21 protein-coding genes are annotated in these 20192 nt (G+C 43.9%); 17 read left to right on the forward strand and 4 right to left on the reverse strand.

Translation table 11 applies throughout. The annotated features are described in order from the left end of the window. Positions 1-99: 99 nt before the first annotated feature. From KCTCHS21_RS05720 to KCTCHS21_RS05735, 4 genes are all read left to right on the forward strand, one after another. The gene (locus tag KCTCHS21_RS05720; protein WP_130605776.1) at positions 100-762 is read left to right on the forward strand and encodes a hypothetical protein; all 663 of its coding nucleotides are present in this window, start codon (positions 100-102) and stop codon (positions 760-762) included. Then, a complete protein-coding gene (locus tag KCTCHS21_RS05725; protein ID WP_130605779.1) occupies positions 759-1289 on the forward strand; it encodes an accessory gene regulator ArgB-like protein in 531 nt (176 codons plus the stop codon). Before KCTCHS21_RS05720 ends, KCTCHS21_RS05725 begins: the two co-directional genes overlap by 4 nt. Next, positions 1282-1410, forward strand: a complete 129-nt coding sequence (locus KCTCHS21_RS05730; RefSeq protein ID WP_130605781.1) for an AgrD family cyclic lactone autoinducer peptide — start codon at positions 1282-1284, stop codon at positions 1408-1410. Before KCTCHS21_RS05725 ends, KCTCHS21_RS05730 begins: the two co-directional genes overlap by 8 nt. A gap of 70 nt (positions 1411-1480) precedes the next feature. Next, on the forward strand, positions 1481-1846 hold the full coding sequence (locus tag KCTCHS21_RS05735) for a LytTR family transcriptional regulator DNA-binding domain-containing protein (RefSeq protein WP_157993958.1): 366 nt from the start codon (positions 1481-1483) through the stop codon (positions 1844-1846). 460 nt (positions 1847-2306) lie between these two features. Here the strand turns inward: KCTCHS21_RS05735 and KCTCHS21_RS05740 are convergent, their stop codons facing one another. After that, entirely contained in the window at positions 2307-2681 is a 375-nt protein-coding gene (locus tag KCTCHS21_RS05740) for a helix-turn-helix domain-containing protein (protein WP_130605785.1), read from the reverse strand. A 244-nt stretch (positions 2682-2925) separates the two neighbouring features. Between KCTCHS21_RS05740 and KCTCHS21_RS05745 the strand changes: the two genes are divergently transcribed. The 13 genes from KCTCHS21_RS05745 (at position 2926) to KCTCHS21_RS05805 (ending at position 15600) form a co-directional block, all read left to right on the forward strand. Beyond that, positions 2926-3384 (forward strand): PilZ domain-containing protein, encoded by a 459-nt coding sequence (locus KCTCHS21_RS05745; RefSeq protein ID WP_130605787.1) that lies wholly within the window; start codon positions 2926-2928, stop codon positions 3382-3384. A gap of 19 nt (positions 3385-3403) precedes the next feature. Next, complete coding sequence (locus KCTCHS21_RS05750; protein ID WP_157993959.1) at positions 3404-4459, forward strand: LCP family glycopolymer transferase; 1056 nt, start codon at positions 3404-3406, stop codon at positions 4457-4459. Positions 4460-4730: 271 nt separating this feature from the next. Continuing rightward, positions 4731-5651 carry an ABC transporter ATP-binding protein gene (locus tag KCTCHS21_RS05755; RefSeq protein WP_130605791.1) on the forward strand — a complete coding sequence of 307 codons (921 nt, stop codon included), beginning with the start codon at positions 4731-4733 and terminating at the stop codon, positions 5649-5651. Between the two features lie 4 nt (positions 5652-5655). Beyond that, positions 5656-6441, forward strand: a complete 786-nt coding sequence (locus tag KCTCHS21_RS05760; protein ID WP_232058098.1) for an ABC transporter permease — start codon at positions 5656-5658, stop codon at positions 6439-6441. Positions 6442-6746: 305 nt separating this feature from the next. Next, entirely contained in the window at positions 6747-7424 is a 678-nt protein-coding gene (locus tag KCTCHS21_RS05765) for a CpsD/CapB family tyrosine-protein kinase (protein WP_130605795.1), read from the forward strand. 149 nt (positions 7425-7573) lie between these two features. Continuing rightward, positions 7574-8461, forward strand: coding sequence for a UTP--glucose-1-phosphate uridylyltransferase GalU (gene galU / locus KCTCHS21_RS05770; protein WP_130616376.1), 888 nt, complete (start codon positions 7574-7576; stop codon positions 8459-8461). Between the two features lie 46 nt (positions 8462-8507). Next, on the forward strand, positions 8508-9140 hold the full coding sequence (locus KCTCHS21_RS05775; protein WP_232058212.1) for a sugar transferase: 633 nt from the start codon (positions 8508-8510) through the stop codon (positions 9138-9140). Positions 9141-9154: 14 nt separating this feature from the next. Continuing rightward, positions 9155-10108: a GDP-L-fucose synthase gene (gene fcl, locus KCTCHS21_RS05780; RefSeq protein ID WP_130605799.1), complete on the forward strand. Its 954-nt coding sequence runs from the start codon at positions 9155-9157 to the stop codon at positions 10106-10108. A gap of 8 nt (positions 10109-10116) precedes the next feature. Beyond that, positions 10117-11154 (forward strand): GDP-mannose 4,6-dehydratase, encoded by a 1038-nt coding sequence (gene gmd / locus KCTCHS21_RS05785; protein ID WP_130605801.1) that lies wholly within the window; start codon positions 10117-10119, stop codon positions 11152-11154. Continuing rightward, entirely contained in the window at positions 11151-12293 is a 1143-nt protein-coding gene (locus tag KCTCHS21_RS05790; RefSeq protein ID WP_130605803.1) for a glycosyltransferase family 4 protein, read from the forward strand. The genes gmd and KCTCHS21_RS05790 overlap by 4 nt, the downstream gene beginning before the upstream one ends. 52 nt (positions 12294-12345) lie before the next feature. Next, complete coding sequence (locus tag KCTCHS21_RS05795) at positions 12346-13701, forward strand: sugar phosphate nucleotidyltransferase (RefSeq protein ID WP_130605805.1); 1356 nt, start codon at positions 12346-12348, stop codon at positions 13699-13701. A gap of 28 nt (positions 13702-13729) precedes the next feature. Beyond that, positions 13730-15001 (forward strand): glycosyltransferase WbuB, encoded by a 1272-nt coding sequence (locus KCTCHS21_RS05800; RefSeq protein WP_197726507.1) that lies wholly within the window; start codon positions 13730-13732, stop codon positions 14999-15001. Next, on the forward strand, positions 14998-15600 hold the full coding sequence (locus tag KCTCHS21_RS05805) for a putative colanic acid biosynthesis acetyltransferase (protein WP_130605807.1): 603 nt from the start codon (positions 14998-15000) through the stop codon (positions 15598-15600). The genes KCTCHS21_RS05800 and KCTCHS21_RS05805 overlap by 4 nt, the downstream gene beginning before the upstream one ends. Before the next feature lie 201 nt (positions 15601-15801). Here the strand turns inward: KCTCHS21_RS05805 and KCTCHS21_RS05810 are convergent, their stop codons facing one another. From KCTCHS21_RS05810 to KCTCHS21_RS05820, 3 genes are read right to left on the reverse strand one after another with little or no spacing between them, the layout of a single operon-like run. Beyond that, on the reverse strand, positions 15802-17106 hold the full coding sequence (locus KCTCHS21_RS05810) for a DUF4910 domain-containing protein (RefSeq protein WP_162309279.1): 1305 nt from the start codon (positions 17104-17106) through the stop codon (positions 15802-15804). A gap of 33 nt (positions 17107-17139) precedes the next feature. Beyond that, positions 17140-18753 carry a hypothetical protein gene (locus KCTCHS21_RS05815; RefSeq protein ID WP_130605811.1) on the reverse strand — a complete coding sequence of 538 codons (1614 nt, stop codon included), beginning with the start codon at positions 18751-18753 and terminating at the stop codon, positions 17140-17142. Then, the gene (locus tag KCTCHS21_RS05820; RefSeq protein WP_162309280.1) at positions 18750-20066 is read right to left on the reverse strand and encodes a DUF4910 domain-containing protein; all 1317 of its coding nucleotides are present in this window, start codon (positions 20064-20066) and stop codon (positions 18750-18752) included. Before KCTCHS21_RS05820 ends, KCTCHS21_RS05815 begins: the two co-directional genes overlap by 4 nt. Positions 20067-20192 lie beyond the last annotated feature (126 nt).

Consider the following 20192-nt stretch of genomic DNA (forward strand, 5'->3'; position numbering starts at 1 on the left):
TTCGACTATTTTATAAGTAAATCTATTAAAATTCTTCCAAAATGGTAAAAATAGGTGTAAAATGAAAGCGACTACATATAGAGTTACAGGGGGAACAGCATGTACCAATTCCTGATGGACATCTCGGTAAACATGTATGAGGTTATTGCTATGTTCGCGATAATGTTGGCTTCATTCCGTTTCTCTTTGATTGGAAATTTGAAATATGCTTTTATAGCTGCAATTGTAATGGCTCAGACTTCCTATCTACTCCGTTTTGTGTTTAACGAGGACAGCATAACTCCCTTGTTCATGTTGCTATGGTTCATTATCTTCTTGTGGCTACTCTTCCGTATACATCCTTTCTATGCTTTGTTGATGACCGTAACAGGTTATCTAAGCTACCTCATTGTCCAATCTTTTATATTGCTAGTATTGCAATTGAGCTTAGATATGCAAGATATTGTTTCTTCATTCCTAAATGCCAAGCTTATTCAGATCGCGGGATCAACGGTTACATTGGGAATAGCATATTGGCTGCTGCAAAGAAGAATTGGTTTTTCATTTGTCCCGGATCGATCCGATATTAAAGTAGATTTTAGTGGCTTAAATCTTATATTGCTTGCGGTCTCTCTTGTAGCCTGCTTGTTTATTACTGGTGGAGTCTATTTGTTTGTTAATCTCAACTTCTTGTATAGCACACTTAGTATCATCTGTTTACTTTGCGTAATCTCTATATTGCTTATCCTGAAGTTTGCTTTCAAGAAGGAGATGATATCATGATAGAATCGCTTTCCGAGCGCATAAGTGGCTATGTTTACCGCAATAATGACCGTCAGCATGTTAATGAAGATGTTATGAAATATGCACTAATCTCCATTATGACGAACATATGCACTATAGTACTTAGCTTAAGTGTCGGGCTTATTCTTGGTATGTTTAAAGAAACTTGCATCACTCTAGTTGTGACTGCTGCGCTGAGGCTATTGGCTGGAGGTCATCACGTAAGCTCTCCGTTACTCTGTGTTATTCTTTCCGCTGCAGTTGTAGCTGTTGTTCCTTTTATTCCGTTAGCCCTGCCCTTGATTTATGCTTTTACCGTCATTAGCGTGCTTCTGATATGGAAATTCGCGCCGATGGGCTTTAAGAACAATACTAATATTTCTGATAGATCATTAAATATTATGAAAATTGTTGCTATGGCACTCGTTCTTTCGAATTTTTTCTTTCAATCGGAAATGCTGGCTGTTTCGTGGATGATCGTATCGCTTACGTTAATCCATTTCAAAGGAGGTGAAACTCATGAATAAAAGATTTGCAGGCGTATTAGCAACAGCACTTGGAATGGCTGCTGTATTGTTCGTAACGACTGCTTGTGCAGGATTTGTTGGTCATCGTCCTACCGCACCAGCAGAGCTATTAAAAAAATAAGTCCTGCGCGGCTGCCCGGGAGATCCGGGTAGCCGTCAACAGCATGGAAAAACCATATGGAGTGGAAGATATGCATCAACCCGTCACAAGGGATCGGAACAACGAAAGTGAAGTCATCATGATGGATATGGCAGAAGTACTTTATATCCAGACAGAAGATGGAGCAGTCGTATTTCACACATCCAGCGGTCGGGTGTATCCACTCGTTCCATCTCTCAGCATGTACTCGAAGCACATCGAGGCACTAGGCTTTTACAAGCTTGATCGGACAAATTTAGTGAACATGCGCAAGCTTAAAGATTTCGATGAAAAGCGGGGTTTAGTCTATTTTGACGAAACCTCCTCAGCAGATAGACAAAGTGCTATTGTAGCCTTCATGAATATTGGAAAGCTTAAGGATTTGATTACATCCTGGATAGAACGTAATCTTAAATGAGTAGGCCCAGCTTTATGGACTTACTTATTTGTTGATTACTTAGATAAATATTAAATTGCTAGGAAGGAAATTGATAATCAGCCGTATTCGTGTAAAAGGGGCCCTTTTCGACAAAACTTCTGAATAAAAAATACGGTATGGCCTACATCGCTCGACACCCTCCGCAAGCCCTATGACCTATACTTCTATTAGTGATCCATTACTAGAAGCATAGAGAGGGTTTGAAAGCGGAGATGGAGAGGGATATACCGATGGGAATGAATGTTGAAAAGCAACCGTTGGAAATTGACATCCGCAGAATTCTAGAGCAACTTGGTATTCAGAAAGAAAAGTGGCCCGAGGAATACAAAAACCCGATTCAACAGTCATGATATATATAAAACATACATAGGGATAGGTATACAAAACCTCATGGAAAGAATGCTTCTGCATTCTCTCCATGAGGTTTTATTTGCAATCATTAGCTGTTGCTCATATTACGCTCTGCACGAACAAAGGCAATGAAACGACGTGCTTCCTCAGCAGTAAGCTTGCGTCCATCGATTGTGAGTGCGAAACGTTCTAGTAATTCCACATCTGCTAATTCGAGCTCGTCTGTAAACTGACGAACTTCAGGATCTAATGTGACTGAAGACTGATGGGTTCTTCCAACCAGATAATCTAAGGAAACTTGGAATAAGTCCGCTACTTTACCTAAAGTTTCCGTATCGGGTTCTCTACGGTTTTTCTCATAGTGGGATAACGCCGCACGTGAGATACCAAGGGAAGTAGCTAGCTCTTCTTGAGTTAAACCGCGCTGGTCTCTTAGAAAGGCGAGACGACTGCCGATATTCATTAGATCCCTCCGATGATAGTCTTTAATTTCATCATAATATTTATAGTAAACAAATGCATTATTTGCGACAAAATGTCGCAAATAATTGTATGATATATTATTGTCCATTGTCCAGCATAACTAAACCTATCAATGAAATAAACACATAAGCAATAACAGTATTGACTTGTTACGAAATGTATCGTACATTAAACTCAAATATTTAGATACGTTTTGTATCTTTAAATAGGAGTTTGGTGATGAAATGGAAGACGAAATACAGGAGCATCGTCGTGAGCATATTCGTTTCGAATTAACCACACCATTATATGCCGAATTATCCCTATTACGGGTTCAGGAAAGGGAAATCGGCAGTCGTTCACAACGCGTTATGCTTAACAACATAAGCTTGGGTGGCTGTCAATTCAAAACACATTTGCAAATTCCTTTGCGGGACGATGTTGAATGGCTCCTTAAGCTTAAATTAGGTCATTATCTCATCCAGCTAAAAGCAGTTGTCGTGAATGTGGCCGAAGATGAAGGTTTATATTTGTACGGGGTGAAATGGATACTGACAGGGCTGGAAAAGCAATCGTTCCAATATCGCCTAAATGAGTATTTAAGAATAATGCTAATATCTAGCCCTCATATTTATAAGCTATATCAGAAAATAGCAGATCGCAGCAATGATGGGCAGTTCAAACAATTGGATGTTTCATCTTAGAGTTAGAAGGAGGCCATATATGTTGAAAAGGGCTCGAATCATTCGGATAGTTCTATACTCTCTATTAACGATACTGGTTCTTACATTAATAAGTGGAGGTTATGTTTGGTATTCCATGCATAAAACAATAAGTGCTATGTATGAGCCTCTTCCTTCTACCAAGTGGGTTGAGCCTGTTTTCGAGTCAGAGACGCTACCAAGTGAGTCACCTGATCCCGTTGACAATTCTTCCAATAATAATGAGCAAACGACTCAAGCTGCTGTGAATCCTCTCTTTACACTTACTGCTAACACTCTAGATGATATTGGAGCAGAGCGGCTGCGCCACCCGAGCTTATCTAAGGAAGATCCTTTTAGCATGCTCATACTTGGAGTTGATGAAAGACCGGGTGATCGTGGGCGAAGCGATACTATGATTTTGCTCACACTACTGCCTCAGCAGGAAGCAGCCGTTGCGATTTCTATTCCTCGAGATACAAGAGTTCTTATGCCTAATTCAGGTAAATACGATAAAATAAATCACGCTTATGCCTTCGGAGGAACATCTTTGGCCGTCGAGGCAGTTGAGAAGTTATTCGGAGTACCTATTGCTTATTACATGAAAACGAATATGGAAGGCTATGTGAAAATCGTTGATACTCTAAATGGGGTGGACGTAACCAACGCTCGCGAATTTACTTCCATCTTCCATTTCCCTAAAGGATCACAGCATTTGAATGGAGATCAGGCATTGGCATATATTCGAATGCGTAAGGAAGATCCACAAGGAGATTTCGGCAGAACACAGAGACAGCGCGATGTTCTTACGGATGCCATCAAACGTGTTACTAGTGTAAGCTCCATCACGAAGCTTCCCAAGCTGTTATCACTTCTCGCAGATAATGTTAAAACTAATCTAACCGCTCAGAATATGCTTGATTTAGCGAAGGACTACAAACCCTTAATAAAGAAAGTGGACACGTTGATCTTAGATGGCAAGGGAACAATGATCAATGGAATTTATTATTATACCGTGACACCAGAGGAGCGTAAGAAGATTCAAGATCAGCTGCTCAGTTACTTAAATGTGAACTAAATCTAGATGTGCTGACCTATTGTTCAGTTTGAGGAGGCCATGATGGAGCAGAGCATTTTATTTTATTGTGTGAAGTGTGATCAGCTTAGAACGATGGAGCAAGCGGGGCTATTGTTCCGAACGGGCTTTTATCGCGCCCTCTATCCTCTTGGCTACTGTGTTCAATGTGAGCGTCTGGTAGATAAAATTTACCTAAATACCAAGGCTTTATACTAATATTATTGGTATAATTGTAAGGTGTGTATTTATTCTAAATGTCGGAGGTTAGCTCATGTCACAGGCTCCCGTCGTCAGTTTGCAGAACGTGACTAAGGTCATAGGCAAACGAACGATTATCGACCGCGTGTCCTTTGAGGTACAGCCGGGCGAAGTATTTGGGTTTTTAGGTCCTAATGGATCAGGAAAAACGACAACGATCAGAATGATTGTTGGATTGATGGGTATGACCTCAGGGGATATCCAAATTGCTAATCATAGTGTTCGTACGGAATTTCCGAAAGCGATCGTACATGTTGGCGCTATTGTAGAAAACCCGGAAATGTATAAGTTTCTGACTGGCTACCAGAATCTACTTCATTTCGCTCGGATGAATCCTTCCATCACGAAGGAAAGAATTCAAGAGGTTATTGAGCTTGTAGGCTTACAGGGTCGTATCCACGATAAGGTTAAGAAGTATTCCCTTGGAATGCGCCAGCGTCTAGGTGTTGCACAAGCAGTGTTGCATAAGCCTAAGCTACTGGTGCTAGATGAGCCGACGAATGGATTGGATCCTGCAGGGATTCGTGAGCTTAGAGACTATTTGCGCCGGTTAGCACGGGATGAAGGGACGTCTGTCGTTGTTTCCTCTCATTTATTGTCCGAAATGGAGCTTATGTGCGATCGGATTGCCATTTTGCAAAATGGTAAAATTATTGATGTCCGCTCCATCAGGGGGCAAACGAGCGATGCAGCAACGACGGAAGAGGTTTATTTCGAGGTTGATCATCCGGATGCCGCACTTGGTATTTTGGAGGGGAAAGGCTCAGGGCGGATTGTGGATGGCCAGCTAGCCCTTTCGTTGGATCGAGCGGGAATAGCCGAGCAGAACCGTCGTTTGGTAGAGGCCGGTATTAATGTCTATGGAATTCGTGTGAAGACGAAGTCGTTGGAAGACCAATTCCTCGAGATGACGGGGAGTGAATCTATTGGTTAACTTTATGAACCTCATTAAGAACGAGAATATGAAAATTTTTCGTCGTGTTCGGACTTGGATTATGTTGGGGATCACAATTGGATTGCCTATCCTAATTTCAATCATAGTGCTTTTAGCTAGTGGCTCTGATGCACCAACGAGCTGGGCTATAATGAATATTGAAACAACGATAATGTTTGTCTTAATTACGATGTTTACCGTTGTTATCGCTTCTGAAACAGTGGCCGGTGAGTTTACATGGGGGACAATTAAATTATTATTGATTCGTCCATGGAGTCGCTCTGCTATATTGTTATCGAAATATTTATCAACACTACTTTTTGCTCTTATTCTTACCGTGATTACATTTATCGTAACTTGGCTGATTAATATGGCCGTATTCAGTAGCTCTAGCGATTCAGATGTTTTATCTTCAGTAGTAGGCATGTCAAATATGGAGTACATGCTTAAGTTTTACTTGTATGAATTCATAACCCTTATTATCATTGTAACGTTTGGCTTTATGATGTCATCCGCATTCCGCAGTAGTGGCTTGGCAATTGGATTGTCTATTACGCTGCTGTTTGCAGGCTCTATCATTACAAACTTATTGTCACTGACGAATAAGGCATGGGTTGAATATATACTATTCATGCATTTGAATCTCACAAGCTATATCGAGAACGCAGATGGCCCTTTCCATAACCACCCGATGTCACTCGGCTTTTCTCTCTCCATACTTGCGGGTTATTTCGTCTTATTTAACCTCATCTCTTGGACAGTATTTCGGAAACGTGATATTGCGGGTTAAGAGCGTTTGTAGAGGTACGACAAGCAGATAACAAAAGAAAACGGTAACAATTAGGAACCTTGCGGCATTTGCTGCAGGGTTCTTTTATTTGTTATTCAGAATGTATACGTTTACACCATATCCATTTCTGAATAACCTCCGACATAAACATTCTTTCGCTATTTAAAAGACAGCGAGATCTGTTTATGCTTGTGAAACAAATTGTCGCAAAAATAGCTTAAATTAACCGTTAACGTCTTGACATGCTACACTTTGTATCTTATTGTTAGAATTAATTCTGATTACGCAAGGAGGCTTTGATTCTAATGTCAGCTAACAACCGAAAGATCATAACGTATGAAAATCCATTCTCCCCCATTTCAGAGGCCTACAAAACTTTAAGAACGAATCTTCATTGGTCGTCAATTGATCGACCGGTACAAACGATACTCGTAACCTCAACAGAGAAAAATACCGGTAAGTCTCTTACCGTTGTTAATATGGCAGTTTCATTTGCCCAGCTAGGCAAGAAGGTAGTCATCGTCGATTGCGATTTAAGAAAGCCAACCCAGCATGAGTACTTCATGAAGTCCAATCGTAATGGACTGTCACGCCTGCTCGAAGGGCATTATCAATTGGAGCAATGTCTAGTCGACACGCATATTGAGCATTTAAAGCTTCTTCCCTCCGGTATAATCCCGACCAACCCAGCAGAATTGTTAGAGTCCAGCAGAATGTCAAAGCTTCTAGAGGAATTAAAAACTTTATTTGATGTCATTATCATTGATTCTCCCCCTGCCTTAGTCGTCACAGATGCTCATATTTTAGCTCCCAAGTGCGATGGTGTCGTATTTGTAATCCGCTCCGGTAAGACGAAGAAGGAGCTTGCACAGAAGGCTCTTACTTATTTGAAATATGCTAATGCTCATATTCTGGGGATTGTCCTCAACGATCAGCGAGATATGAAACGTGAAATTCAATATGGGTATGGCAATAAAGGGTAAAATTATGCTTGACATGATACAATATGTATCATAAATTGGATAAATAGCGATACAATATGTCTCGTTGTGAAGAAAAATAAACGGGGCAGCAAGCACGAAATCAGATTATAAAAAATTAGGTGTTAAGGAGGGAACAGACAGTGAATAGGATGAAAAAAATCAAAAAGGCTATTATTCCAGCTGCGGGCTTGGGAACCCGATTCTTGCCAGCTACCAAAGCGATGCCGAAAGAAATGCTACCAATTATTGATAAGCCGACCATTCAATATATCGTGGAGGAGGCTGTTCAATCAGGGATAGAAGAAATCATTATTGTTACTGGCAAAGGTAAAAGGGCGATCGAGGATCATTTTGACAGCCACTTCGAGCTAGAGCATGCATTGTTCGAGAAAAACAAGCTTAAGCTTCTTGAGGAAGTGAAACGATCTTCAAATCTGGTTGACATCCACTATATCCGTCAGAGAGAGCCGCTTGGTCTAGGTCATGCTGTGTGGTGTGCTCGGAAGTTCATTGGTAATGAGCCGTTCGCCGTATTGCTTGGTGACGATATTGTACAAGCTGAAGTACCTTGCCTGAAGCAATTGATGATGCAGTTCGAGTTTACTCAGAAATCTATCCTTGGCGTTCAGCCTGTACCGATGGTAGAAACTCACCGATATGGAATCGTTGTACCGGAAGAGGAGCATGGGAGACTTTCGAATGTATTGCAAATCGTAGAAAAGCCGGCGTGGGGTACAGTATCGTCTAATCTGGCTGTTCTCGGAAGATATATTTTAACCCCAGATATATTTGAGATATTAGAAAATCAAGTGCCGGGCGCAGGTGGGGAAATTCAGCTAACGGATGCTATTCAGCAATTGAACATTATGGATCAGGTATATGCTTATCAATTTGAAGGCAAGCGGTTCGATGTCGGAGATAAGCTAGGATTTATTTTAACAACGATTGATTTTGCCCTTCGTAATGAAGAATTGAGATTCCCATTGCTCAACGTGCTTGAAGAAATTGTACATAATCTGAAGACACCAAAAATATAAAGAAGATTTATAGGAGTGGTGGTAAATGATTTCAAGAGAAGCTGACATGGAGTTAGAAGCGCCTCGAATTAGTTTACAGCAGGGATTAGCCAAAAGATTGCTGGATGTGAGTCTGGCGGCATTCGGAATGATTTTCCTTCTGCCGGTATTTTTACTGGTTGCCGTTTCCATTAAATTGGATGACCCCAAAGGGAAGGTGTTCTTCCAGCAGACGCGTGTGGGGAAGAATGGGAAAACCTTCAAGATGTATAAGTTCCGTTCCATGGTTAGCAACGCGGATCAAATTCTGAATCATATCCTTCACCTTAATGAGATTGACGGGGCAATGTTCAAAATAAAGGACGACCCACGCATTACTAGAGTAGGTCGCTTTATACGGAGAACAAGCTTAGATGAGTTGCCGCAGTTCATTAATGTTCTCAAGGGGGATATGAGCTTAGTGGGACCACGCCCCCCACTGCCGCGAGAGGTCGAGACTTATACGACCTATGAAAGACAAAGACTCCAGGTTATTCCAGGCTGCACGGGCTTATGGCAAGTCAGTGGCCGTAATAATATCGACTTCAAAGCGATGGTGGAGCTTGATTTGAAATATATTAACCAAAGGTCCATTTGGTTTGATATTAAGTTAATTTTCAGAACGATAAGTGTGATGTTTCGAACGAAAGACGCTTATTAGAAGGAGTAGTTGAGATGGAACTGAATTCGAAAATATATGTTGCTGGTCACAGAGGAATGGTGGGATCCGCAATCGTTAGAAAGCTGCAAAAGGAAGGCTACAACAATCTTGTGTACCGCACTAGCCGGGAGCTGGATTTAAGGGACGCCAATGCTGTTAATGAATTTTTTGAGAAGGAATCTATAGATTATGTATTCCTGGCAGCGGCCAAAGTGGGAGGTATTGTTGCAAATCGGGACTATCCTGGAGAGTTCATACGCGACAACCTGCTTATTCAGACCAACGTGATTGATGCAGCTTATAGCCATTACGTTAAGAAGCTCATATTTCTAGGAAGCAGCTGCATCTATCCTAAGCATGCTCCTCAGCCGCTTAAAGAGCATTATTTGCTAAGTGGTCCCCTTGAGCCGACGAATGAGCCTTATGCGATTGCTAAAATAGCTGGAATTACGATGTGTCAGTCCTATAACCGTCAGTATGGCACGAACTTTATATCCGTCATGCCCACTAACTTATACGGTCCCTTTGATAACTTTGATATGCAAACCTCGCATGTGTTACCAGCATTGCTTAGAAAAATGCATGATGCCAAGGAAAGCGGGCAGAGGGCCGTGGAAATATGGGGAACAGGTAAGCCGTTTCGCGAGTTTCTGCATGTGGATGACTTGGCGGATGCATGTGTGTATCTCATGAATCAATATAATGACAACGAAATTGTAAACATAGGCACAGGCGAAGATTTAACCATTCTTGAGCTCGCCAATCTTGTGCGGGATGTAGTCGGCTATAAGGGTGAGCTTATTTTCAACAGTGATATGCCAGATGGAACGCCTAGAAAACAGCTAGATGTTTCAAAGCTTTCCGAATTAGGTTGGAATGCAAGCATTTCTCTCAAGCAGGGTGTTGAAAATACGTATTCGTGGTATTTGCAAAGCAAGCAAAATCTAGCGCTAACGGGCGAACATTAGGAGGATTTATGAAAAGAGCTCTCATTACCGGTATTACTGGACAGGACGGTTCCTATTTAGCTGAGTTTCTTCTTCACAAGGGCTATCGTGTTTTCGGATTGCGTAGACGTACAAGTACACCTAATTACACGAATATCGAGCATATCTTAGATAGAGTCGAAATTATTGATGGGGATTTATCGGATTTGAGCTCCTTGATCAGGGCGATACAGATCTCTGACCCAGATGAGGTCTACAATCTCGCTGCCCAGTCGTACGTTGAAACCTCTTGGCCACAGCCGTTGCTAACGAGTGAGTTAACGGCCATTGGAGTAACAAATATGCTAGAAGCTGTGCGTTTGGTGAAGCCGACCACTCGTTTCTACCAGGCATCCAGCAGCGAAATGTTCGGTAAAGTGCAGGAAACACCGCAGAAGGAAACAACACCATTTTATCCAAGAAGCCCCTACGGTGTTGCTAAGGTGTACTCGCATTGGATGACTGTGAATTACCGCGAAAGCTTTAATCTATTCGCATGCTCAGGAATTTTGTTTAACCATGAATCTCCGCGCAGAGGCATTGAATTCGTAACTCGCAAGGTAACGAATGCAGTAGCTCGCATTAAGCTTGGGCTGCAGCAGGAGCTGCGGATGGGGAACCTTGAAGCGAGACGGGATTGGGGATTTGCAGGGGACTATGTTCAAGCTATGTGGCTAATGCTGCAGCAGAACACACCTGATGATTATGTCATTGCTACGGGAGAAACGCACTCGGTTAGAGAGCTGCTGGAGGTTGCCTTCTCTTATGTGGGATTAGATTACAAGGACTATGTCGTGAATGATGAAAGATTCCATCGTCCTGCAGAGGTTGATCTGCTGCTGGGTGACTCTGACAAGGCCAAAAAGCAATTAGGCTGGGAACGCAGGGTAGGGTTTGTGCAGCTTATTCAAATGATGGTTGATTCGGATATTCAGCTCAATCAAGCGAAATCATACGGTGCGCTTAAGCAGCAGGCCTATGACTTCTCCGACCCGTTGGTCGCGGCAAGCTTGAGCGATGTTGTATGATGAATGTTTTATTCATTACGAACATTCCATCGCCCTACCGGGTAGAGTTTTTTAACGAGCTAGGCAAGCATTGTAACCTGACGGTGTGGTTTGAAGCGGAGTCAGAGTCCAACCGACAATGGAACGTAAACAAGCAGAACATGAATTTTACGAGTGTCTTTCTTAAAGGCATAACTGTTGGGTTGGATAAGCACGTCAATTGGTCAATTATTAAACAGCTTAAGCAAAGCAAATTCGATATTTACATTTTGGGCTGCTACAGCTCGCCGACAGAAATGGCTGCCATACGCTGGCTTAAATCAAATAACGTTCCGTTCTTGCTTAATTCGGATGGCGGCTTCGTGGCCCAAGAGAATAAGTGGAAGTACAGACTTAAGAAGTACTTCATTTCCTCTGCCACAGGCTGGCTTTCTTCAGGCAAGCACTGTACTGAGTATTTCGTTCATTACGGTGCAGATCCTAAGCTTATTTACGAGTATCCCTTCTCTTCGTTAGCGTACACCGAGGACGAACTGAGACCGATGCAGCCCTCGAGGCTTCATGCCTTCAAGCTTAAGGAGCGGTTAAAGCAGAAGGTCATTGTATCCATCGGGCAGTTTATTCCGCGTAAGGGGTTCTCGGAGCTTATTGAGTCCTTTCCTTTGCTGGATGATGGGAACACGACTCTCGTCATTATTGGGGGAGGGCCACTGAAGGAGCAATATCAAATCATCATTAAGGAATTACGATTAAAGAACGTCATTTTGAAGGAATTTATGAGCCGAGAGCAGCTAATTGAGTTCTATAAAGCAACTGATGTGTTCGTATTGCCTACCCGCTACGATGTATGGGGATTAGTTATTAATGAAGCCATATCCTTTGGTTTGCCTGTCGTTACGACAACAGGGGCTGGCGCTGCTTATAGCTTAATTGAGAATGGCGGTAACGGGTTCATCGTTGATGTATCGGATACGAATGGACTTGTAATGAAATGTAAATTTTTATTGGACAATGACGATATTCGCAGTGAGTTTGGGGCTGCTTCCCTGGAAGTTTCCCAAAGCTATACGATTGAGAAGATGGCTGAGAAGCATTTGGAATGGTTTGATACCTTTCTAGCAGCATCCAAAGAGCAGGAGAATAAAGAATTAATTGGGTAATGGCCTAAAATTCCTTAATAGGGATGTAGGATCGCGAAGAGGGGGAATACCCATGAAGCTGATTTTGCTGTCTGGTGGCTCTGGGAAGAGGCTTTGGCCACTATCAAACGAGGCACGTTCTAAGCAGTTTTTGAAAATATTAAAAAGCCCCGAGGGGCACATGGAATCGATGCTACAGCGAGTTTGGCGTCAGTTGAATAATGTAGGCTTAGCAGAAAGCACCTTATTCGCAACGAGCTCCAAGCAGGTGGATATGATTACGCAGCAAATCGGCCCAGAAGCAAACATTATCGTCGAGCCTGAACGGAGAGATACCTTTCCTGCCATTGCGCTCGCGGCCTCCTATTTATATTCCGTTCAAGGTGCCAATCTTGATGAAACGGTTGTTGTGCTTCCGGTAGATCCATTCGTGGAGGATAAGTTTTTCGAGCAATTGAAGCAATTGGATCAGCTTTTGAATAAGTCCTCAGCTAATTTGGCACTAATCGGTGTGCAACCGACGTATCCATCGACCAAATACGGTTATATCGTCCCTGAGGCAATTGCCGGCACGACGGAGTACTTAAAGGTTAAGAGCTTTCGTGAGAAGCCGGAGGAACAGGAAGCCTCGCGCCTGATTGAAATAGAAAAAGCGATGTGGAATTGCGGAGTGTTCGCGTTTAAGCTGGACTACTTGATCACACAGCTTTATGAACAGGGAATACCATTGCAATATGAACAGCTGTCTAAGCAATATCATGAGCTAAAGAAAACAAGCTTTGATTACGAGGTCGTCGAAAAGAGCGATCAGGTCGTCATGCTGTCATACGAGGGATATTGGAAGGATCTTGGAACGTGGAATACGTTAACAGAGGAAATGGCTGTTTCGCAAATTGGTAAAAGTGTTATGAGCGAGGATTCCCATCATACGCACATTATCAATGAGCTTCATATTCCCATTACTGTTCTAGGGCTATCTAATGTAGTTATTGCTGCAAGCCCGGATGGTATTCTCGTATCTGACAAAGCGGCGAGCACCCGGCTGAAAGAATTGATTTTGTTCGAGCAGAGGCCGATGTACGAGGAGCACCAATGGGGTACGTCCAAGGTGCTGGATCACTATATTTTAGATGAGAGCAAAGAAGTGTTAACGACCCGCATTTCGGTGAATGCAGGTAAGCAGAAGGGGATCGAGGTTCATTTCCAGAGGACAGAGGTTTGGAATGTTCTCAGCGGAAAAGGAGAGGTGTACCTGGATGGCAAAACGATTCCAGTCGAAGCCGGCTCTATCTGCGAGATTCCTCCGAGAGCGAAGCACGGTTTAAAAGCGATAACCGATTTAGAGATTATTGAGATTCAAACCGGTGGCAAGCTGAATGAGGGTGACGTTGTCGAATTTTCCTTCTCATGGGGAGAAGCAGTTGTTTAGCAAAGGCATATTCAGGAGTTGAATGGGAATGGCCCGATCATCACGTCAAATAAAGCTGTTGCTCTACAGCATTAATTTTGCTCCCGAGCTAACGGGTATAGGCAAATATAATGGGGAAATGGTTAGATGGCTCGCGGAGCATGGATATGATGTGCGTGTCGTAACAGCCCCTCCCTACTATCCGCATTGGAAGGTACAGGAGGGCTATTCTGCCTACCGTTATACTGCGGAGGAGTGGAACGGTGCAAAGGTATGGCGCTGCCCAGTGTGGGTGCCGAAATCGGGTTCAGGTATTAAGCGACTGCTTCATTTGTTCTCATTTGCGGTGTCCAGCATTCCTTTGCTAATAAGGCATATGTTATGGCGGCCTGACGTTTGTCTCGTTGTGGAGCCTCCTATCGCGCTCTCTCCAATGGTAGTTGCCTTAGCCGCAATCCTAAAGGTCAAAACCTGGCTGCACGTTCAGGACTTTGAGGTCGATGCCGCATTTGAGCTAGGGATTTTGCCAAACCATAAGGGGTTAAATTCATTCATTGTCGGTTTGGAAGGCTGGTTGATGCGAAGATTCAATACCGTTTCCTCGATTAGCGAGCCGATGACTCAGCGCCTTCTGAAGAAAGGGGTCTCCCAGAGCAAGATTAGGCTTTTTCCTAATTGGGTAGATATTTCAGCTATTCATCCCCTACCAGAAAGCGTGAGAAATAAATATCGGCAAGAGATGGGTTACCGTGATGGAGATTTGGTCGTGCTGTATTCGGGCAATATGGGGGAAAAACAAGGCTTAGAAACGGTGCTCGATACTGCGGAGCGATTACGCTCTATGCCCAACATTACTTTCATCCTCTGCGGGGATGGAGTAGCTAAGAAGAAGCTAGAAGAGAAGGCACGGACTAAGCAGCTAACCAATGTCCGATTTCTATCCTTGCAGCCTGCGGAAAAGCTCAACGAGCTCTTAAACATGGCGGATGTTCATCTACTTATGCAGAAAAGGAATGCTTCCGATTTGGTTATGCCCTCTAAGCTAACGGGGATGCTGGCCAGTGGAAGGGCGGTTATCGCAATGGCAGAAGAATCTACGGCGGTATATACGGTTATTCAGCAATCACGGGCGGGCATGCTTGTGCCACCGGAGGACGCGGATAAGCTGGCTGAAGCTTTGGTGTCATTGGCGGACCGAGCAGATGATCGTAAGCTTTGTGGAACGCATGCGAGAGAATACGCAGTTGCCCACTTAGGCTACAATTCGGTCATGAGTAAATTCCAACAAACTATGATAGAAATAGGAGTAGGCATAAAATGAACAATCTCATTCGTCTGGACTTGTATGACCAAACGGGATATTCAAGAGGCAGGAACGGACTGATCGTTTTATTATGGTGGTTCGTTCAAGGTTCGCTCTTTCGGTATTCTCTACAGCCGATGTATTCTTGGAGAAGGCTACTGCTCAAACTGTTCGGTGCTGATATTGGGGTGGGGGTGAAAATTAGACCTTCTGCGAAAATTACTTACCCTTGGAAGGTGAAGGTTGGGGAGCATTCGTGGATCGGCGATAATGCTGAGCTGTACAGCTTGGATACCATTTCAGTTGGAAGCCATTGTGTTATCTCGCAAAATAGCTACCTGTGTACGGGTAGCCATCAAGCGACAGATCCCCATTTTTCTTTAGTCGTCAAACCCATTGTTATTGAAGACGGGGCGTGGATCGCTAGCGATGTATTCCTCTATCCAGGGGTGACGGTCGGTTCAATGGCTGTAGTTGCCGCTCGCAGTACTGTTCTCAATAATGTGCCAGCAAATGAAGTACATGCAGGAACACCTGCCAAATATATTAAGATGCGGTTCGAATCCGGTGAGGAAGATGCCGCATATAATAGCAAAATTCATTTACTGCGCCGATAACAGCTGATGAGGCTGTTTTTTTTGTTTTCTAAACTCATGTAGATAGCTCACAAAAGGAGCTTGGAGTAATAAACACTCCAAGCTCTGTTTTTTTAGACATATGGGGTAACAAAGAAGAAGGTTTCTCTGATTGCACTGTTAACCATAAAATCTATAGTTATTGCCCCAGCCAAAGCGGTTAAGGGCGCTGCAGAAGTTGATTCAATTAACTAAATCGTATTGAGTATTGTATCGTTCAACATTTAAGCTGCGAAGTAGTCCGTGCTGCTCCAGAAGCTGAGCGGGCTTATTGAGCTCTTTGCCCATCTCGCCTAGCTTTTCTGCGATATCGATAAGATCGTTATGCCCATCGCTGAAAGCAATTAAGTTGGTAATGAACGAAATCTGGCGTTGCTCCTCCTTCGTTCGGGTACCTCCTAGATAGGGATACAATCCGCGCTTGTCGAGCTTAGGCTCCCCATGAATGTGGGTGCATTCGTATGTTTCGTTTGCTTCAAGTGTTTCGATTAGGTCGATGTACATTTGGATAGTTTCCAGCAGCACCTCCTCGGAAATTAGCGATCGGTTGTCGAGAGAGGTATGGTATTCCGGATATTGTCCATACATCGTACGCATAAGGCTCCCCATCGGAAGCTTGAAGCCTTCGCTGCAGTATTGCCGCTCGTCACTGCCGAATGGATTCCAGTCGACTACAGTATAGGGCTTGCCGGACTGCTTCAGAACATGGATGGCTGCCTTATCGGCAAGTGTATCGGCGCGTTTGCTGCGCTTATAGGTAAAGGATTCCCCGTGTCCCACGCAGGTCACAACATAACCAGCGACAACCCGCTGTTTGAGCTGTTCCCCATACTGGCTTAAGTAGAGGAGAGAACCAATGGTTTCCGGCAAGTACAGAAATCTGTAGCTGTATTTCAAGTTTTTTCTATGAAGCAGATAGTGATAGATCATCGTTTGGACTAATGGTCCGGACAGCTCGTTAATAGCCATGGATGGATGACAGATATAGGTGGACAGAAGAATTTCCTGCTTGGAGGAGCCTTGGATGAAACCTTCTCCCAGCGTCATATGTCCATCTTGTAGGTCGGAGTCAATGAACACCTCGTACCACTCATCTGTAAATTCCGGCAAACGGTTATGCTCAACGCAAAAGCCCCAGCTCTCCTTATAGTAGGACATCATATAAGGAATAGCATTCGGAAGGTCGGGCCGCGTGAGTAGATGCTCCATCAATTCTTCCCTCGATACGTACCCCCGAAAGGGCACGCTGTATCCCATCAGATGCAAATTGTTTTCCTTAAAATCGATGAGAGTACGACCCTGACTATCCTTAACGTAAGCTCCTCTGACGTTCCATTCTTTCGGAACCGTCCAGTCAAAGCATTCCGTTCCTGTCGCATATTCCGTCTGCTTAATCGGGACGATTTCGCCCAGAATACGGAGCGACTGTCTAACCCCGTCACCGGTAATACTTCTGTTAATAGGAAACAGTCGATCAAATAAGTCCATAAGCATATAGGAATGCCTCCGCTATTTCTTAAGTTAGAAATCATGGTCTCCGCCTACAATACCGGAGCTACTTTCGCTCAAATAATAGGTTTTGATATGAGGATTATCAGATACACATGAATACCATCCAATGCGGCTGCCGAGGAAATTCCGCAGCTCTGGGTGCTCGCTTAAACGAATGCAGTAGCTGCCATTAGGCGCTAACATCAACTCGCGAATGATTGTTTCTGTATCTTGCTCGCGGTAGAAGGTCAAAGTAATGGAGGCACTACGTGTGTAAGGATTCATCGGACTGCTGTTCATAATCCATATAAGGCTGTCCAACTGATCGGTAATGATCGGAGCCCAGTGAAAGCTGCTTCTTTTCTGCTCTAGGGCAGGATTGAATACATCCATGCTTTTGCAAATATTACAGGAGAGAGCACTGTCGTTTAATCCATAGTCCAGCCCGAGCTTTAGACGAGTTGGCAGTCTGCTGTTGTGGATCGGTCGGGCGATCAGATTTGCGCTCAGAGGCTGACTTTCAGTTATGCCCAAATTACGAATAAGTGAGTTGAGATCTAACGTTTGTAGGCGATTGTCCCTTGGAGTGATAGACTGCGCGTTGCTCTTGAATCCAAGCAGATGGCCTTCGGAATCATAAAGCTCGATATCAATTTCCAGCTCGGAGGGAGAATAGATAGGATAAAAATTGACATGGGTATAGCGTTCATCAGAAAGCGTTAGAGGAATGAGCATATTAGCTGCATGCCAACCTTGCTGCGGCTCATGCCAATAATCATCTGTAGTAGCTCGATTGGAGCAATCGTAATAGGTGTGGGTTACGCTGAGTGCTTTCTTAGAATGCTGCAAGTTTCCGGCGACAATTCGCGGAAAAATCCAAGCCACATCAAAGCGAATTCGAGCGGTTCCCGGCTGCCCATTCAGGAAGCTTTGAAGATCGGTGTGACGATCGGGATAGATGATCGTTGTTTCGTAGGGGGCCAGCAAGGGGACCTCAATGTCGAAATCCATTGTCTCCTTCTTGCTATTGTAGAACTTCATCGATACTCGCCCATTCCGTACAGGCTCGAATCCGTTAATGAAGGAGAAGAAAGGCTCTCGGTCGCCATCGGCATATATATTGAAGCCAGCTTCTGATACGAGAGCTTCCTGATTCGTGCTGCGGTCCTCGGCGTCATTGTAGATTCTTTGGGCGGTATGTACGACACTGCTAAACCCATCCCCGTAATAGTTGACGACCACTGCGGGGTAGGAGAATACAAGGTCGCGCACGGAGAAAAATTCGATTTCCAAGCTGCCGGTAAACTCCGTCTGAGCAGGAATGGAAGCCGAAGCCGTTGCCATTGCTGTAGCTGCAACTGCAGCTAACAAGTCCCCCAGCTCAATCTGATAAGCCTTAGCTTGGGTAATTCGTTCTGAAATACGATACAAAATCTGTCCTTCCTTTGACCGCAAAGTAACAACAGATTGTATTTCTGGAATACTACGCTTAACCATCCAATACCCTAGAAAACATATCCGAGTCGTAATGTCTGCGGTTTGAAATACAGGAAATATTGCGGATGATCGAAAGGTAGGCTTACGAATAATAGCTGTTGATACGGGAGTAGAGGTGTGTGAGAGATGTTTCTGGTAGCTTCTCATCTAATCGCCTCCAAGAGCAAAGTCGAGAAGCTGGAGTCGATGGCTGTTGTCGGGGTATTAGAATGCTTTAGGGTTACTAGCTTATGCTTGCACAGTTCATTAACGAAGGTTCTTACAAATAGGAAATCGACGCCGATTAGCTCCGCAATTTCTAGGCAGCTTCTTTGCCCATTCATTAAAATCTGTATTTCCTGAAGGGCGGTATATCCTCGCTGATCCAATTTAGGGTCAATGTATAGATTGTAGTCTGTTAAATATAGCGGACCCTCGAAATTGCGAGATGGAATAGTATCGGTCTCGAACGTCTCAACGATATCCTTTAGCACAGCAAGCGACTCCTCCAATTTGTCAAAATCACAGTTTTCGAGATTGTCCCAATCCGTATGATAATAACGATAGGGATGACGGCTGAGACAAACCGTCGGAATTTCAAACCCCGGGCCATCGTAGAACATCTCATCGTTCCCATAGAGACTGCGATAAGGTGCCCCTAATTGATCAGTATCGTAATGGGCAAGAACACTACGGGCTATTCGATCTGCATAGCTATTTCCGCTAAAGGAGCGGGAGAAGCTCAGAGGCAGGGCGTTAGCCATCATGTCTAAATAAAATCCGTACCGAAGGTGCTGGATGTCTTTCCCATGCGCTAATATCGCTGCTGCTGCATAATACTCAGGTCCTACGATTAGGCGGTATGTGTAATGTCTCTCGGGCAACGATTGCAAATATTGAAACAGCTCAACCAGTACCGCAATGCAGGCGACTCCATCGTTTACTTGTCCGGGGTGGCAGGTATGGGCGGCAAAAAACACCGTTTCTTTCGTTTGACCAGGCAAGATCCAGTCAATTACATCTAACTCCCCCGGCTCGAATGAAGTGTCGACATGAACCCGATAATGTTCATCCTGCAGGCTATCGACCTTAGATTTGGGAATGCTGAAGCCCCATTTGGTGTGCTTCTTGTGGTACTGCCAGCGGTTGAGATAAATGAGTCTATCTTCTAGCTCGGGATGGGTGGATACATACTCTAGCAGCTCCGAGAGGGATAATATTCCGCTAAATGGGGCTGAGTAAGAATTCAAGTAAAGCGGGTTCCATGCGAAATCTGCAATCCGCTCTCCCTCTAATGTTTCAATGTAGGCTTCCCGAACGACCCACTTGTCGGGAACGGTCCAGGTCAAGCAGGGTGTTCCTGAAGGGAGGGATAGGAGGTCTGCATTTAACTGCGTAGCAAGGCTACGGGCAAATTGTGATGTCTCATCTCCTACAGTAACGCGATTAAGCATGTAATAAGGCTCGATTAAGTCTCTCATTCTTTGGCGACTAAGAGTGGAAAGATCCATAGTTACCTCCTTGAAGTATACATTTTGGAATATTTATGTTACATATTGTATCGTTTATGTTTTTACTTTATACTACAAAGCATATAGAGTCAATGT

Origin of the sequence: Cohnella abietis, assembly GCF_004295585.1 — a bacterium.
In the GTDB taxonomy this organism is placed as follows: Bacteria; Bacillota; Bacilli; order Paenibacillales; family Paenibacillaceae; genus Cohnella; species Cohnella abietis.